The following is a 16639-nucleotide window of genomic DNA, read 5'->3' as shown; positions in this document are numbered from 1 at the left end:
AACGGGAGCCGACGCAGCGAAGCAAGTAATAGCGAGCTGCGCAACGTAGCGCCGACGAGCGCAGCGAGGCGGAGGCCCCAAAAAAACAGTTTAGCCAGCAAAATAAAAAGCCGTATTTTAGGGCTGCCCTTTTCCCCGACTCCATACCGCAAAATATCAATCACTTATATGCCCTTAGTTCGTTTTCTACTACTATTAGGCTGTTTGGGCTGTTTGCTGCCTTTTGGGCAGGCCCAAAATACAGGCTCCAAAGCAAGAGCCCTCGAATATGTTGAAAAAGCCAAAAGCCTTTATGCCGAAGCCCAATATGAGGCCTCGGTACAAGAGTTTCAGTTTGCCGCCGCTATTTATCGCCGCCTCAAAGATGTGGAGGGCTATGGCCGTTGTTACAATGGGGTGGGCAATAATTATATAGAATTGACCCGCTACCAAGAGGCCGATAATGAGTTTAAGCGGGGCTTGGCCCTCTTTGATGATTTGGCCCGCTCGGATAGCAGTTTACAGGTCGATAGCCTTATCATTGCCGATGGTTATGAGGGCTTGGGCCGCTACCGTATGAATGCCGAAGTAGACTTTTGGAAGGCCCTAGCTTGGCACCAAAAAGCCCTAGCCATTCGCCTAAAATGGAATGCGCCCAGAGAAGACCTGGCCCAAAGCTATTATTTTATTGGTCGCTGTTATGGCCAACTGAATAAACAGAGCCAGGAAGATAGCAGCAGCTTGCTCGATCCTTTGAGTATGGAGGCTGATTATCTGGACCAAGCGCTCAACTCCTTGGCCAAGGAAAGCTACCTGACCGCAGATATTTATGAGGCTTTAGGCGAGCATTATTATTATCGGAAACAAGATTTTCCCAAAGGCTTTGATTACCACCAAAAGGCCTTGGCAATTCGGCAAAAGTTATTTGGCGAAGAACATCCCAAAATTGCTTCCTCCTATTTGCAGTTGGCCGTTTACTATCGGTTAACCAACCGTTTTGAGGAGGAAGAAGGGGCCTTAGAAAAAGCCCTGAAGATTCAGCTCAAAACCCTAAATAAGGTTCATAAAGATATTGGCCGTAGCTATTATCTCTTGGGGCATCGCAACTTTTATAGTGGAGATTATGATCAGGCGCTCAATTATTATGAGCGCAGTTTGCGCATTTATTTGGAGCTAGTAGGGGGGAAATCCGTAGAGGTGGCCGAACTCTATAAAGCCATTGCCAAAGCCCAAAGGGGATTGGGCAATAGCCGAGAGGAATATATTCATCTGAAAAAATCTTTGGGTTTAGAACGAGAAATTTATGGGCCCGAACACCCAAATTTGGGCTATGTTTATATAGAGTTGGGAGAGTATTTTAAGGCTAAGGCTAAGCCCGATTCTCTGCTCTTCTATTACCAAAAAGCGGCTAAGCTCTGGGAGCAACAACTCACAGAAAATGATTATCGCTTGGCTCAAGCTTATGACCGTTTAGCGGAAGCCTATCGCTTTATTCGAGATGCTAAACAAGAGTACTATTATCTTAATGAAGCCCTGAAAAAGAAAATTAGCATTCGAGATGGAGGGGAGCTGAGCAAGGCCAATTATAGTGATTTTGGACGAGAGCAAGAGGTGGCCATCTTATTTGATAGTTCAGAAGAGGAAGAAGATAATGAAGTAATTGGGGGGAGTCTTTTTGATAGTTACCTCAATTTAGCTTCTTTCTATGAGCGCAAAAGAGATTATAAACTGGCCCTGATTTATGTGCAAAATGCCCTAACAGCAGTCTGTAAGGAACTGTCAGAAGATAAGGTAGACATTTATCAGAATCCAGAGCTAAGCTGCCTAATGCACAATATTGACTGGCTACCCGCTCTGGCCCAAAAAGGCCATCTTCTGTTAGAATTACACCGAGCTACCAAGGCCCCAAAAGAAATTCAGGCCGCAGAGGCTACCTATGCTTTGGCCCTGAATTTAGTGGATAGCCTCCGCCTCAATTTCTCTTCGGATGGCTCTAAACAACAACTGACCAAACGCTCTATTTCAGTCTATGAAGGAGCTATTGAAGTAGCCCATCTACGCTACCAACAAACCAAAAACCCCTCTTATCTCTATCAGGCCTTTGAAATTATGGAGCGGAGCAAAAGCTTTGTGCTTTTGCAAGCCCTACAAGGGGTGGCGGCCCGCTCTTTTAGTGATTTGCCCAGCGAACTGCTAATTCAAGAAGAAAGCCTGCGCCGAAAACTCGCCTATTATTCAGATTATCGCCATCGAAATATGAATCGGGCCGAGGAGTTTGATGAGGCTTATTTCCAAAGCCGAAAGTCTTACGATTCTTTGGTCCAATATATTGAACAAAATTATCCCAAATACTATCAACTCAAATATGAGAGCCCAACGGTAAGTTTGCCCGAATTGCAAAAGGAGATTCTCGGTTCAAAAGACTTACTCTTAGAGTATTTTATTGGCGATCGCTATCTCTATGTCTTCAGAATTACTAAGGATTTCCCCAGCTTTTACCAATTACCCCTGCCACAGGATTTTGACCAAAACCTCCAAGATCTTCGCCATGCCCTAACCGATTACCAAATGATTGGTAAGGACCACAAAAAGGCGTATGAAAATTATGTGCTCTCAGCTCATGCCTTCTATAAAAGCTATGTGATGCCTTTTATTCAAGGGAGTAGCGAGCAATTGGATCGACTTATTGTGATTCCCGATGGCGCTCTCAGCTATATTCCCTTTGAGGTTTTACTCGAAGAGCCTGCGGATTTGAATAAGGTGGACTATAAGAACTTGGCTTACCTTATCCGCCGCTATCAATTGAATTATTCCTACTCTGCTAGCCTGCTGGTCCAAAATATCCGAGCGAAACGCCTAGAAAATAACCGCCAATGCTTAGGCTTTGCCCCCGCTTACCCCCTAGGCGATCCCCTGATTGGAGAACATACGGAACTGCCCTGGGCAGAGGAAGAACTCAAGGCGATCCAATCGCATTTTAGCGGACAATATTTTATGAAACAGGAGGCCGATAAGGAGCATTTTTATGAATACGCTTCTAATTATGGCCTGATCCATTTGGCCATGCACGGTGTGGTCGATATTCGCCACCCCCACAAATCCCTCTTGCTTTTTGCTCGAGATTCTGGAGAAGTAGACAATTTAGATGCTGGCCGCCTTTATGCTTATGAGATTCACAATCTAGACCTCAAAGCGGATTTGGTGGTGCTTTCAGCCTGCGAAACGGGCTTTGGTAAGGTGGTCCGCGGCGAGGGGGTGCTCAGCCTGGCCCGCGCCTTTATGTATGCTGGCGTGCCCTCGGTGGTGACTACCCTCTGGAAGGTGAACGATTATACGAGTGCCGCCCTGATGGCTCGATTTTATGAAAATTTAGCCGATGGAATGAGTAAACCCGCCGCCCTACAAAAAGCTAAATTGGATTATCTGGAGCAGTCCGATCACATTTCTGGACATCCCGCTTTTTGGGGCTCTTTTATCAGCATTGGCAATCCCGCCCCCCTAGATTATGGTTGGTCTTGGTCCAGCATTCTGCTGCTCCTACTCGGACTGAGTCTCGCCCTTGGCGCTACGGGATTCTTCCTCTATCGCCGCCACCAAATAAAGCCCATTTCTTGGCTCTCTAGCCTGATTGAGCGCTGGCAAAAATGGCGCAGCTAACAAACAAAATCTCCAACCTCTTCCAGCTTTGGAGGAGGTTTTTTTATTAGTGAGGATGTTGTTAGGGGCCTGCCGCCTCCGGCGGCCGGGCCCTTTCAGGGCTCGCAGTTCTGCTCGGCCCTGCGCGGGCTTCGCCCGCTTGGTCTGGCCTGCGGCCACCCTTTCAGGCCCCTAGGCCTGCGGGCCTTTGGCCCTTTTTACTGTAGGTTTTAACCTACAGTAAACGGCCTAGCGATGTGGAGGGGTGGCCGAAGGCCAGACCAAGGCGGCGCCGCCGCCGCAGGGCCGAGCGAAGAGCGAGCCCCGCAACGTAGCGCCGACGAGCGCAGCGAGGCGGAGGCCCCAAAAAACACTTAAAATCCAATCAGTTCATCGGTTAATTTTTCTCTGCTCCAGCTATTGAGGTTGATACTGATGCCGAGGCGGGCCCAAAAATTATTTTTCTCCTTCATATAATTGCGGAGGCGTTCATTGGAGTAAAAAGAATAGGAAATTTGGGCCAGTCCATCGCCAATATCGAGCAGCAGACCGAGATCGTAAAAGATGGCATCGGCGGGGCTGTCTAGTTGGAGGGAGGGGGCGGTGTTTTCAAAATAACCCAAATCAAAATAGGGTTGTAGGCGAAAATAGGGCAGGCGGAAAGGCAGGCGAATGGGCAAATCCGCACGGAGATTTATAGCGCCAATAAAGCTATTGCTGCGGCCGTCGCCAATGGCTTGGGCGTTGGCAATGGGCAATTTAAAGCCCCCTTCTTTGATTAAAACCTGCTGTTCGGAAAAGCCCGATTGGATATTTCGGCCCCAAACATAGTTGTCATAATGGTAGTCATGGGCATTTCGGCTGAGCAAATGCAGCGGGTAAGCGCCAAAATCTCGATCGCTATGAAAGGGGAATCCGCCAAAGAAAAAGCGGAGGCCGATCTTTTTGCCTACGGCATAATACCAGTCTTTTTGTCCCTCTAGACTGAGTTTGAGATACTGCTCTTGGCCTTGATCATATTGGGCAAACTCTAGGGACAATTTATATTTTGCTGGGGCCAAAGGGTGGCTATTTTCCCAGCGATAATAGAGGCGGTGGACCGAGCGCTTGCTGCCCGTTTTGCCCAAATAGCTAATATTATTCAGGCTATCGCGCTCAAAGTTTTCCTCTTCTTCTCGAATAAATAGATTTTCTAGGCCAATATATTGCCGCTTAAATTGGCGACCTGCTTTGGGACGCAGAGCCAGCTCCGCCGCCAAGCGCCAACGCTGATATTGTAATTTATAGTCGTAGGACTCATTACTAAAATAGCTGTAGCGCTTATAGCCTAGACTAATTTGATAATCTTTGATTTTGCCCTTTTGCAAACCTTTGTGAAAGGCGAATTGACCTTGGCCCAAGAGCTGCTCGGAGTTCGTTCCAAGCAAAGGATAAAGTTGATAGCGCCAATTTTTGGGCATAATGGGGTTGCTGTAGAGGCCCAACCCAAGCAGCAAGCCATCATGGGCATTATAGCCAATAATCGGGGCCATAGAAGGTGCTTGATCTGTAAAATCTGGACTAGGGTAGAGCAAATGAATGAGATTTCGTTTGGAGCGATCAAAATGCTGCTGTTGGTTGGCTCTATTGTAGTCGGGCAAATAGGCAAAGGGGTCTATTTCTAGACTATGCGCATGGGCCAATTTGGGGATGCGGAAACTTTCTCTTTCTCCCGCCGCCAAGGGGGGGAACTTAAAGGCCTGCAAGACTTGGCCCTCCTCATTCATATAGGCCAAAAAGATGGGGGGCGCGGCCTGGCCCTTATTCTGAATTTGGACCAATAGGCTGTCGCTGCCCCAATTACTTAGTTTGGTTAGGGCCAAATCTACTCGCTTTTTATCTTGTAGCAGCTCCTGAAAACACCAGTTTAAATTTTGGCCGCTGCCCTGCTCAAACTCCTTTTGCAGTTGTTGGGGACTAAGGTGTTTGAACTGCCATTTTTGATAAATCGATTGCAGAATGCTATCCATTTTTGGCTGGCCCAAATGCTGTTCTAGATAAGATAGAATAAGGCTGGGTTTGGCATAGGCGGCCAAATAATAATTAAAATTGCTCAGGCTATCAGAGGGCAGGGCGCTAGATTGTTCCTCATTGCGTTTGGCTTGCAGCAGATAGGCCAAATAGGCTTGGCGCAAGGGCTGGCCGCCATATTCTTGCTGCATATAGCGGCTTTCGATATAGGAATTAAAGCCTTCATCTATCCAAGGGTGTTTGCGCTCATTGCTGGCCAAAATGCCATACCACCAATTATGGCCAATTTCATGGGCCAAAACGAGGTCTAAATATTTTTTACTGCTAGTGGGGTTGATGATAGTAATCATGGGGTATTCCATGCCGCCACCTGCGCCTATGGGGCCTTGGACCGCCGTAATTTGCGGGTAGGGATACTCGCCCATGACTTTAGAATAATAGCGAGTTGATTTTTCCATAAAGTCGGGCGCCAACTGCCAGATATAAGCTTCTTCAGCCTCAAAAAAGGCCCAAAGGGGAAGTTTTCGGCCAGCGGCTAGGGGCATCTCTTTCTTCAGGACATAAAAGTCTTTGTTCAAAAAGAGGGCAAAGTCTTGTACGTTTTTAGCCTGATAGTGCAATTGCTTAAAGCTGCTATCTGAAGGAAGGCTAGGGGGCGGATCTACCGAAAGCCCAATGAGGTCCATTTTTGCGCAGGCTTTGGCCCAATCGGCTAGGCGTTTTTGCTCGGCTGCTGTTTGTAGCTCGCCCGTGGCGGCCACCCAATAATTGGCGGGTAGCTCTATATATATATCGTAATCGCCAAATTCTCCATAAAACTCCCCTTGGTCCAAATAGGGCATAGGATGCCAGCCCTGCTCATCATAAACGGCTACTTTGGGGTACCATTGACAAAGCTGATAATATTGTTTTTGATGGCCCAAACGAGAAAAACTAGCCGGTACTTTTAAGTGAAAAGGGCTTTCAATCAGCAAACTGTCGCCTGGGGCGAGGGGGGCGCTCAGCTCCAGCCGCAGCATTTCTTGGCCGCCCAACGGAAAACTGCTGCTAAGGTTTTGGCCCGGGCTGCTAAAGTCCAGACTATCTATTCCCCCACGGGCCGAATCTGCCGCAAACTGAAAACTCAGGTCGCCATTTTCAGCCAATTGATGGGCAAAGGGACTGCTGTTGTTGCGATAGGCATTGGGCCAAAGATGTATCCATATTTCAGTTAGACTATCTGCCGACTGGTTCTGATAGCTCATTTTCCAATGACCCGATAAACTATGCTGGGCCTCATTAAGCCGAAAGTGAATCTCATAACGGCTCTGCTGCTGAAAGTAGCCGCTGCTTTGCCCCCAAACAGACAGAAAGCAAGAACAGAAAAAGAGCAAAAGTGCTAGAATTGATTTCATATTAGGAAGTATGTTTTTTAGCAATATTTTTTATTGGATTATTTGGAGGGAAATATATCTAGAAATTTTGGGAGTGCTTTATACTGCTCAGGATGATATTAGTTATGAAACTGCAGATGCACCTAAATCTTCAACCATAAGTACACTAAAGAAATTGGGGCAGGTACCTTATTACGCTTACTATGCTAGCAGGAATGATTAAGTTGTTTTGGGGCCTCCCGCAGCAAGCTGCGGGCGCTACGTTTCGCAGCTCGCTGTTCGCTCGGCCCTGCGGCGGCAAAGCCGCCTTGGTCTGGCCTTCGGCCACTGCTGCACATCGCTAGGCCAGGCGCTGCGCGCCTCTGCTGCCGCATCGGTTACTCCCTTCGGTCGTCGAACTGCGCCCTAAAGGGCTTGTTGTGGCCAGGCGCTGCGCGCCTCTGGACCTTATAAAAGCGTGCCCCCGCTGCCATTGGCAGCGGGGGCACTTTTATTTGTCATTCCTCGGCTCGTTTAGAGCAGATTCAATTTAGGCTTGAGGTCTTCATGCGCATAAAACTCATTGATAATGCGGACCACCTCTTTGGGATCATCGGTAATGGGCATAAGATCCAAATCTTTGGGGCTTACATTATGCTCTTGTTCTAGCATCACGTTTTTGATCCAATCCTTTAGGCCAGTCCAGAACTCAGAACCTACCAAAATGATGGGAACAGGAGAGCTCTTATGGGTTTGGACCAAAGTAAGGACCTCAAAGAGTTCGTCCATGGTACCAAAACCACCAGGAAGCACTACAAGGGCTTGCGCATACTTCACAAACATCACTTTGCGGATGAAGAAGTACTTGAAGTTAAAAATCTTGTCGTTGTCGATATAGTCGTTATGGCCTTGCTCAAAAGGAAGGTCAATATTGAGTCCTACAGAAGGACCACCTGCTTGCTTGGCGCCCAAGTTAGCGGCTTCCATAATACCGGGGCCACCACCTGTAATAATACCATAGCCTTCATTGACCATCAATTTGGCAATTTCGGTAGCTAGTTTATAGTAGCGGTTGTCGGGCTTGGTGCGAGCCGAGCCAAAAATAGAAACGCAGGGACCAATATCGTTGAGGCGTTCGTAGCCATCTACAAATTCTGCAATGACCTTGAACATGGTCCAAGAGTTCTCCGCCTTAATTTTAGACCACTGTCTGGGGTTGTTTTTAGAATGCTTTTCTTTTTCTGTCATAGTCAAAATATTTTAAGTTGGGCCCTGGGCACAAAAAAATGCCATCTTTTTAAAGAAAAAGAAGGGCCATCAAGAATAGTCGTTCTGGCTTTTTGCGAGGCAAAAGCTCAGCAATTTATCAAAATAAAACTGAAAAAGGGAAGAGAAAACTGTATTTTAGGCAGCTTGACCACCTTTTTTGGGGCCAAAAAAACAAAAAGCATGAAAAAAATAGCTGTTTTTACATCTGGAGGCGATTCGCCTGGAATGAATGCTTGCATCCGTGCCGTGGTGCGAGCTGCTATATATAATCAGGTAGAGGTACTGGGCATAAGAAGAGGATATGCGGGAATGATTTCGGGAGATTTTGTTCCCTTGGACCGTGAAGGGGTGCAAGGCATTATCAATAGAGGTGGGACCATTTTGGGCTCTGCCCGCTCTGCCGAATTCATGACGCCCGAAGGTCGCCAAAAAGCCTTTGAACAATTGCAAGCAGCTGGAGTAGATGGGGTAGTAGTCATTGGAGGCGATGGTTCTTTTAAGGGGGCTACGGTCTTTATGGAAGAGCATCCCGAAATACCCTTTGTGGGCATTCCTGGTACCATAGACAATGATTTATATGGTACCGATTATACTTTGGGTTATGATACGGCTATCAATACGGCCTTAGAAGCCATTGATAAAATCCGAGATACGGCAGAGGCCTACAATCGTTTGTTTTTTGTGGAAGTTATGGGCCGAGATGCGGGTTTTATTGCCATGCGTTCGGGTATTGCTGGTGGGGCAGAGGCCATTTTGGTCCCTGAAGTAGAAACGGACATCCCTTTGTTGATTCAGCAAATTGGAGAATATCACGAGAAGCACAAACACTCTTGTATTATTGTTGTGGCAGAAGGCGATGATGCTGGTGGAGCTTTTGAATTGGCCAAGCAAGTGCAAGATAAGGTCCCTTATGAAGAAAGCCGAGTGACTGTTTTGGGCCATATTCAGCGAGGGGGAACGCCTACCTGTGCCGACCGTGTGCTGGCTGCCCAAATGGGGATTGGTGCCGTAGAAGCCTTGTTGGAAAACAAAAAAGGAATTATGATAGGGGTACAGCACAAACAAGTTGTTGAAGTTCCCTTTGAGCAATCTACTAAACACAACATTGAAATTAGTCCGAGCTTGGCCAAAGTAGCCCATATTCTTTCGGCCATTTAGGCGCATAGCGCCTGGCCACAACAAGCCCTTTAGGGCGCCGTTCGACGACCGAAGGGAGTAACCGATGCGGCAGCAGAGGCGCGTAGCGCCTGGCCTAGCGATGTGTAGCAGTGGCCGTCAGGCCAGACCAAGCCGCTGAAAGCGGCGAAGGGCCGAGCGAAGAGCGAGCTGCGGAACGTAGCGCCCGCCGAAGGCGGGAGGCCCCAAAAAGAAAAAAAGCTAAAAATAAGCGGGTCAGTGAAATATGCTTATCTTTGTGGGCTGAATGCGAACTATACAGCAGTTGGTCTAGAAAACTTGGGCCGACAGACTTCAGACGAACTTAATCATTATAGAAGATATGGAAAATTTGGTAGCCATTGTAGGGCGGCCCAATGTAGGAAAATCGACCTTTTTTAACCGTATGTTGGGGATGCGTCAGGCAATTGTAGATGATGTGAGCGGCGTAACCCGTGACCGACAATATGGCTCGACAGAATGGAACGGCAAGCGTTTTCATTTGGTAGATACCGGTGGATTTATTGGCGATGGAGAAGATGTATTTGCGGCGGCGATCCGTCAGCAGGTGCGCATGGCCATTGAAGAGGCGCAGGTCGTAGTATTTATGGTAGATGTAGAAACGGGAATTACCGACCTAGATGCGCAGGTGGGCCGCTTGCTCAAAGAGATCAACAAACCTGTTTTGTTGGCTGTGAATAAAGTAGATAATAGTGAGCGTCAGCTCATGATTCATGAGTTTTGGGCCATGGGATTTGATAACCTTTATCCTATTAGCTCGACTTCTGGAGCGGGAACCGGAGACTTATTGGATGCTTTGACGGATATTATTCCGGGTATTCCAGAAGAAGAGAACCGCCTTCCGCATATTGCTATTGTGGGACGTCCCAATGCAGGAAAGTCTTCTTTTGTCAATCTCCTTTTGGATGAAGAGCGCTCTATTGTTACCGATATTGCTGGTACTACTCGTGATAGCGTGCATGCGCATTACAATAAATTTGGACAAGAATTTATCTTGGTTGATACAGCGGGTTTGCGCCGTAAGCGCTCGGTAAAAGAGGATTTAGAGTTTTACTCGGTCTTGAGAGCCATTCGCTCTTTGGAATCTGCTGATATCTGTGTGTTGATGCTAGATGCTAGTAAGGGAATTGAGGCGCAAGACCTCAATATCTTCCGCCTAGCGATCAAGAACAACAAAGGAATTGTCATCTTTGTCAATAAGTGGGATTTGGTGGAGAAAAGCACCAATACCCTCAAAGAATATGAGGACCACATCCGCGAGCGCATTGCGCCCTTTAGCGATGTGCCCATCGTCTTTATCTCTGTTTTGGAGAAGCAGCGGGTACTTAAAGCCATTGATGTGGCTATTGAGGTACATGAAAACCGCAGTAAACGGATTTCTACTTCTAAATTGAATACCTTTTTGGAAGAAACCTTGGCTGCTTATCATCCCCCCGCTTATCGGGGCCGCATGATCTCGATCAAGTACATGGTCCAATTGCCTACGGCTTATCCTTCTTTTGTATTTTTCTGTAATCACCCTAAGCATGTTTCAGAATCTTACAAAAAGTATTTGGAGAACAGCTTGCGAGCTCGCTTCGATTTTACCGGAGTACCGCTTAAACTCTACTTTAGAGATAAATAAGTAAATAAAGCAAATAGAAAAAGGCCAGTAGTTCGCACTATTGGCCTTTTTTGTTAATCAGAATCACTGTGCCAAAGAAAACAAAAATCATCTTGGGGGTAGACCCTGGCTCTATTTTGCTCGGCTACGCCTTTTTAAAAGCCAATGGCCCCAAGGTGGAGCTGCTAAGTATGGGCGTTTTGGATATGCGCAAGATGGACAGCCAGGCCGAAAAGATGAGTTTCATTTATAGCGAGCTAGATCGCCTGATTCAATATTATGAACCTTCTACAGGCGCCTTAGAAGATCCTTTTTATGGCAAAAATGCCCAGTCGATGCTCAAATTAGGGCGGGCGCAGGGGGCGGTCATGGCCGTGATGGGCAATCATGGCCTAAGCGTAACAGAATATAGTCCCCGAAGCATCAAAAAGGCCGTAACGGGCAAGGGCGCCGCTAGCAAAGAGCAAGTAGCGGCCATGTTGCCCCATCTGATTAAAGGCGATTTTCATCACGATTTCTTAGATGCCACGGATGCCGTAGGTGTGGCCTATTGTCATTATTTGCAAGGTAGTTCGGCTAGCAAAGGCGGCAAACGCTATAAGGGCTGGGGCGATTTCCTCAATAATAACCCCAAACGCAAGGGCTAATGGGCAACCGCTTTCGTTTCCTGCTCCAAACGCTTTGGGCCAATAAGGGACTGCGTTTTTTGTTGCAGCTCCTTTTGTTTGTCGCTCTTGCCTACCTGCTCAAGCAGCAGTGGCAGCGGGCGGCAGCGGAGCTGCCGCCCCTCTCTTGGCAACGCTTTCAGGCGGAGTTTTCTTTGGCCTATTTTTCTTTGGCCCTTTTGCTCCTTCCCCTCAATTGGGCTTTGGAGGCCCAAAAATGGCGAGTTTTGCTGGGCGCACCTATGGCTTTTTACCGAGCCCTGAAAGCCGTTTTTATGGGCTTGGCCTTGGGCGTATTTACCCCCAACCGAATAGGCGAACATGCGGGCCGTTTACTCTATTTACCCAAGGAACTTCGAGCCCAAAGTCTGTCGTCTAGCGCCTTTGGTAGCCTGGCCCAATGGATTGTTTTGGTGGCGGCTGGATTACTGGCTTTGGTCTATCGAGAAAGTACCCAATTGCCGATTCCCAGCTGGTTATTGGCCCAAAAATATTGGCTGTATGGGGTTTTGCCTCCGCTTTTGTTGCTCTTGTTGGGCCTGTATTTTTTTGGTCCGCAATTTTGGTCGCGCTGGACCTTTTTGCAAAAATATACCTTCTTAAAACTCAATTTGCCCAAACGCAATTTGACCGCCGTTTTGGGCCTTTCCTTGCTCCGCTATAGCTGCTATATTCTCCAAAATGTGGCCTTGCTCTACGCTTTTGGCGCTCGAGCTCCTTTTTTACTGAGCTTTACGGGCGTGCAATTGGTCTTTTTGGCCCAAACGGCCCTGCCGATTCCCGCCTCCCTGGCCCTACTGGCTCGGGCCTCGCTTTCGCTCCATTTTTTGGCCCCTATCGCCGCCGATCATATCCTTTGGGCCAGTTTTACCCTTTGGCTAATTAACATTTTTTTACCCACACTAATCGCTAGCCTACTAAGCTTTTTCAGCTTGAACGCCAAGCCTAAAGAAAGGAATAAGTAGGCGGTTTTGGGGCCTCCGCTACGGCTACGCCTTGCGGCGCTACGTTTCGCAGCTCGCTATTCGCTCGGCCCTGCGCGGGCTGCGCCCGCTTGGTCTGGCCCTACGGGCCACTGCTGCACATCGCTAGGCCGCTCCTCCCTTCGGTCGTCGAATTGGGCCAAAATAGCCTGTTTTACTAAAGTTTAGCGCTTTAAAGTTTTCTAAAAGGGAGGGCCTTTCTTAATAAAAATCGTATTATTATATAGGGAACTCCAATTTAGAAAAAAGCACTCATTATGAACCAATATCAGACGCTACTCCATAAACTTGATGCGTTTATTCGAAAATACTACCTCAATAACTTGATTCGGGGCAGCTTGCATAGCTTGGCCCTGATTTCTGTAATTTGGGTGACCTTTGTGCTTCTAGAGCATTATGTTTTCACCTCTTCGGTCTCTTCTATGGCTTTCCGCAAAAGCTTGTTTTATAGCTTTGTGGCTTTGGCTGGACTAGGCCTTAGTTATTGGGTACTTTGGCCCTTACTGCAATATTTCCGTTTGGGTAAGGTCATTTCACACGAAAAGGCGGCCCAGATTGTAGGCCAACATTTTACTAATGTACAAGATAAGTTGCTCAATGTTTTGCAGCTCAATCAACAGGCCCAAGCAGAAAATAGCGCTTTGTTGCTAGCTGCTATCAACCAAAAAACAGTGGAGCTGGCCCCGGTGCCTTTCCAAAAGGCCATTGATTTGCGCAAAAACCGCAAGTATTTGCGTTTTGTATTGCCGCCTTTGTTCATCTTTTTTGGACTATTGGTCTTTTCCAATATTGTGCAAAATAGTACGGGCCGTATCCTTTCTAATAATGAAGAGTTTGAGCGCCAAGCGCTCTTTGGCTTTTCGCCTCGCAATTTGGACCAAAAACTAGTGCAATATGAAGATTTTGAGTTGTTGGTAGATATTGAAGAAAAAGGAGCTTTACCCGCAGAGGTATTTATTGAGGTAGACAATTATCAGTTTAAGATGGAGAAACTGAGCCCTACCCAATTTCGCTATGTCTTCCCTAAGGTGCAGGAAGATCTGAATTTCCGCTTTCAAGCCAATGGCTTTAGCTCTAAGAGCTATAGCATGAACGTTTTGGAAAAACCCAATTTGCTGAATTTCCAAACCGCCCTAGATTTTCCAGCTTATACGGGCCGCAAAGATGAAACCCTAGATAATGTAGGCGATCTAGTGGTTCCCGCAGGCACCAAAGTAGAATGGTTGTTCTCTGCCAATTTTACCGATGAACTAGCCCTTCGCTTTGCAGGAGAAGAACGCCAAGAAGCAGAGCGCTCTGGCCGCCAAGATTTTAGCTTCAAGCGCCAATTACAAGCTGATGGTAGCTATAAAATCTATCTCTCTAATGCTAAATTGCCTATGGGAGACTCCTTGAATTATAGCATTACCGTTATTCCCGATCTCTATCCCCAAATTGAATTGGAGAAGTTTGCCGATAGCACAGATAGTAAAGTAATTTACTTCGCAGGCTCAGCCTCTGATGATTATGGCCTAAATAGCTTAGGGTTTCATTATACGATTGAACGAGATGGCAAAATTTTACGCCAAGAAAGAGATCCGCTGCCGATTCTCAGTGATAAACAAACGACTTATCGCTATGCCCTCAACTTGCGCAATTTGGGACTAGAACCTGGCGATAAACTCAGCTATTACTTTCAGGTTTGGGACAATGATGGGGTACAGGGAAGCAAATCTTCTAAAACGAGCATGATGGTTTACCAAATGGCTACCGTAGAAGAAATGAAGGCCCAAGAGGAGAAAAATGACCAAGCGATTAAGTCGGACCTAGAAGAAGCCATGGCCGAAATGGAGAAACTCAAACGAGCAATCAAAGAGGCCAAGGAAAATGTATTGCAGAAAAATGAGCTAAACTGGCAAGACCGCCGAGAAATCGAAAAGCTCATCCAACAACAGAAAGAAACACAGGAGAAAATCCAAAACGCCCAGCAGAATTTCCAAGAGAATAAAGAGCAGCAAGAACAATATCAAAAACCAGATGAAGAGTTGCTCAAAAAACAGGAAATGATCGAAAAGCTTTTTGAAGAAGTCATGTCAGATGAGATGAAAGAACTCTTTGAAAAGATGGAGGAGATGCTGGACAAAATGGATAAAAATGAGGTCCTCGAACAACTCGAAAATATGGAGATGAACGAGGAAGAAGTGAAAGACGAATTGGACCGCATGCTCAGCCTCTTCAAGAAAATGGAGGTGGAAAAAGAAATGATGGACGCCAAAGAAGAACTCGAACAATTGGCCGAAGAACAAGAAGAACTGGCCGAAGAAACGGAGCAAAAAGAAGGCGAGCAACAATCTGCTGAAGAGCAAAAAGAACTAGAGCAAAAACAAGAGGAGATCAATAAGAAGTTCGAAGAGATTCAAGACAAAATGGACAAGGCGAAAGAGAAAAACGAAGAACTCGATCAGCCAATGGAAATGGAGAATGAGGACCTCAAGGAACAGAAGAAAGAAACCCAAGAAAACTTGGAGAACTCTTCTAAGCAGCTCAAGCAAAAGCAAAATAAACAGGCCGCTAAATCACAAAAAAATGCTTCTAAAAAGATGAAGCAAATGGCCAAGGAAATGGAGGATATGATGGGCATGAACCAAATGCAGCAGATGGAGCAAGATGTAAAAGCTATGCGCCAATTGCTCGAAAATTTGGTGGACCTCTCTTTTGATCAAGAAGCCCTGATCGATGAGGTACAAAATACTTTGCCCAATACCCCCAAATATGTCAAACTGGTCCAAAAGCAATACAAAATCAAAGATGATTTTAAGCAGGTGGAGGATAGTTTGCAGGCTCTAGCCAAAAGAGTTTATCAACTCGAAAGCTTTATTACCGAAAAGGTCAATGACACCAAAAAGACCTTGAATAAAAGTATCGACTTGTTGGAGGAACGCCAAAAACGCCCCGCTATGGTCCAACAACAATATAGCATGACTTATATCAATGATCTGGCCCTTATGCTCAGCGAATCTATGGACCAAATGCAACAGCAAATGGCTAGCGAAATGGCTGGCGAGCAGATGTGCGAGAAACCAGGTGGCCAAGGCAAACCTGGTAGCGATGGCAAAGGCAAAGGCGAAAAAGGTAGCGAACCCAATATGGGCGGTATGAAGGAAATGCAAAAGAGCCTACAAGAACAATTGCAAAGACTAGAGCAAATGATGAAAAATGGCCAATCGCCCTCTAGTAAACAATTTGCCGAAATGGCCGCCAAACAAGCCGCTATCCGTAAAGCTATGGAGAAAATGAAACGCGAACTCCAAGAAAAAGGCAAAGGCGGAGGCAAAGAACTTCAAGATATTATTGACCAAATGGATAAGGTGGAAACCGACTTAGTGAATAAGCGCCTCCCCGCCGATATCAACAAACGTCAACAAGATATTTTGACCCGTATGCTCGAACATGAAAAGGCCCAAAGAGAAAGAGAATACGATGACCAAAGACGAGCCGAACGCCCAGATGAAAACTTGCCCAAAAATATGCCTCCCGCTATGGAGGAATATCTCAAACAAAGAGAAGGACAGGTTGAACTCTTCCGTACGGTTTCGCCTAATCTGAAACCTTACTATAAAAAGCGAGTAGAAGGCTATTTTAGAGCCTTGAGATAAATGTGGTTAGTTTATAGAATTCTCCCCAAGGAGCCCCGCAATTGCGGGGCTCCTTTTTTTGTCCAGCTACTGCGTCTAGAATTCTGGGCGAAGCCCAGAATGGCCTAGGGGCCTGTAAGGGTGGCCAACGGCCAGACCAAGGCGGCAAAGCCGCCGAAGGGCCGAGCGAATAGCGAGCCCTGAAAGGGCCCGGCCGCCAAAGGCGGCAGGCCCCAAAAAAGGTTACATAAACTAGATTAACTTTAAATGAGAATTAGGTTTATTTCAAATGAAGTGAAGCTTAATTAGTTGTTAAGCAGAATATTGTTTTGGCAATTTTACCCAATTAAAG

9 protein-coding genes are annotated in these 16639 nt (G+C 46.6%); 7 read left to right on the top strand and 2 right to left on the bottom strand.

The window, feature by feature from the left end; genetic code table 11:
• The first annotated feature begins 168 nt into the window (after positions 1 to 168).
• Complete coding sequence (locus tag PPO43_RS07455; RefSeq protein WP_272621179.1) at positions 169 to 3636, top strand: CHAT domain-containing protein; 3468 nt, start codon at positions 169 to 171, stop codon at positions 3634 to 3636.
• A gap of 353 nt (positions 3637 to 3989) precedes the next feature.
• Here PPO43_RS07455 and PPO43_RS07450 read toward each other — a convergent pair whose 3' ends face one another.
• A complete protein-coding gene (locus PPO43_RS07450) occupies positions 3990 to 7019 on the bottom strand; it encodes a M1 family metallopeptidase (RefSeq protein WP_272621178.1) in 3030 nt (1009 codons plus the stop codon).
• 67 nt (positions 7020 to 7086) lie between these two features.
• On the opposite strand from PPO43_RS07450, the gene PPO43_RS07445 reads away from it, so the two are divergent.
• A complete protein-coding gene (locus tag PPO43_RS07445; RefSeq protein WP_272621177.1) occupies positions 7087 to 7221 on the top strand; it encodes a hypothetical protein in 135 nt (44 codons plus the stop codon).
• A gap of 290 nt (positions 7222 to 7511) precedes the next feature.
• On the opposite strand, the gene PPO43_RS07440 is transcribed toward PPO43_RS07445, so the two are convergent.
• Positions 7512 to 8225 carry a TIGR00730 family Rossman fold protein gene (locus tag PPO43_RS07440; protein WP_272621176.1) on the bottom strand — a complete coding sequence of 238 codons (714 nt, stop codon included), beginning with the start codon at positions 8223 to 8225 and terminating at the stop codon, positions 7512 to 7514.
• A 201-nt stretch (positions 8226 to 8426) separates the two neighbouring features.
• On the opposite strand from PPO43_RS07440, the gene pfkA reads away from it, so the two are divergent.
• The 5 genes from pfkA to PPO43_RS07415 all read left to right on the top strand — a co-directional run bounded on the left by pfkA (position 8427) and on the right by PPO43_RS07415 (position 16308).
• Positions 8427 to 9404, top strand: a complete 978-nt coding sequence (gene pfkA / locus PPO43_RS07435) for a 6-phosphofructokinase (protein ID WP_272621175.1) — start codon at positions 8427 to 8429, stop codon at positions 9402 to 9404.
• 340 nt (positions 9405 to 9744) lie between these two features.
• Positions 9745 to 11046 (top strand): ribosome biogenesis GTPase Der, encoded by a 1302-nt coding sequence (gene der, locus PPO43_RS07430; protein WP_272621174.1) that lies wholly within the window; start codon positions 9745 to 9747, stop codon positions 11044 to 11046.
• Positions 11047 to 11114: 68 nt separating this feature from the next.
• The gene (gene ruvC / locus PPO43_RS07425; protein WP_272621173.1) at positions 11115 to 11672 is read left to right on the top strand and encodes a crossover junction endodeoxyribonuclease RuvC; all 558 of its coding nucleotides are present in this window, start codon (positions 11115 to 11117) and stop codon (positions 11670 to 11672) included.
• Entirely contained in the window at positions 11672 to 12655 is a 984-nt protein-coding gene (locus PPO43_RS07420; RefSeq protein ID WP_272621172.1) for a lysylphosphatidylglycerol synthase domain-containing protein, read from the top strand. Before ruvC ends, PPO43_RS07420 begins: the two co-directional genes overlap by 1 nt.
• Positions 12656 to 12930: 275 nt before the next feature.
• The gene (locus PPO43_RS07415; RefSeq protein ID WP_272621171.1) at positions 12931 to 16308 is read left to right on the top strand and encodes a DUF4175 family protein; all 3378 of its coding nucleotides are present in this window, start codon (positions 12931 to 12933) and stop codon (positions 16306 to 16308) included.
• Positions 16309 to 16639: the final 331 nt, after the last annotated feature.

Origin of the sequence: Saprospira sp. CCB-QB6 (assembly GCF_028464065.1) — a bacterium.
In the GTDB taxonomy this organism is placed as follows: Bacteria; Bacteroidota; Bacteroidia; order Chitinophagales; family Saprospiraceae; genus Saprospira.
The sequence above is the reverse complement of the archived record's forward strand: the minus strand, read 5'-3'. Positions and strand labels throughout refer to the sequence as shown.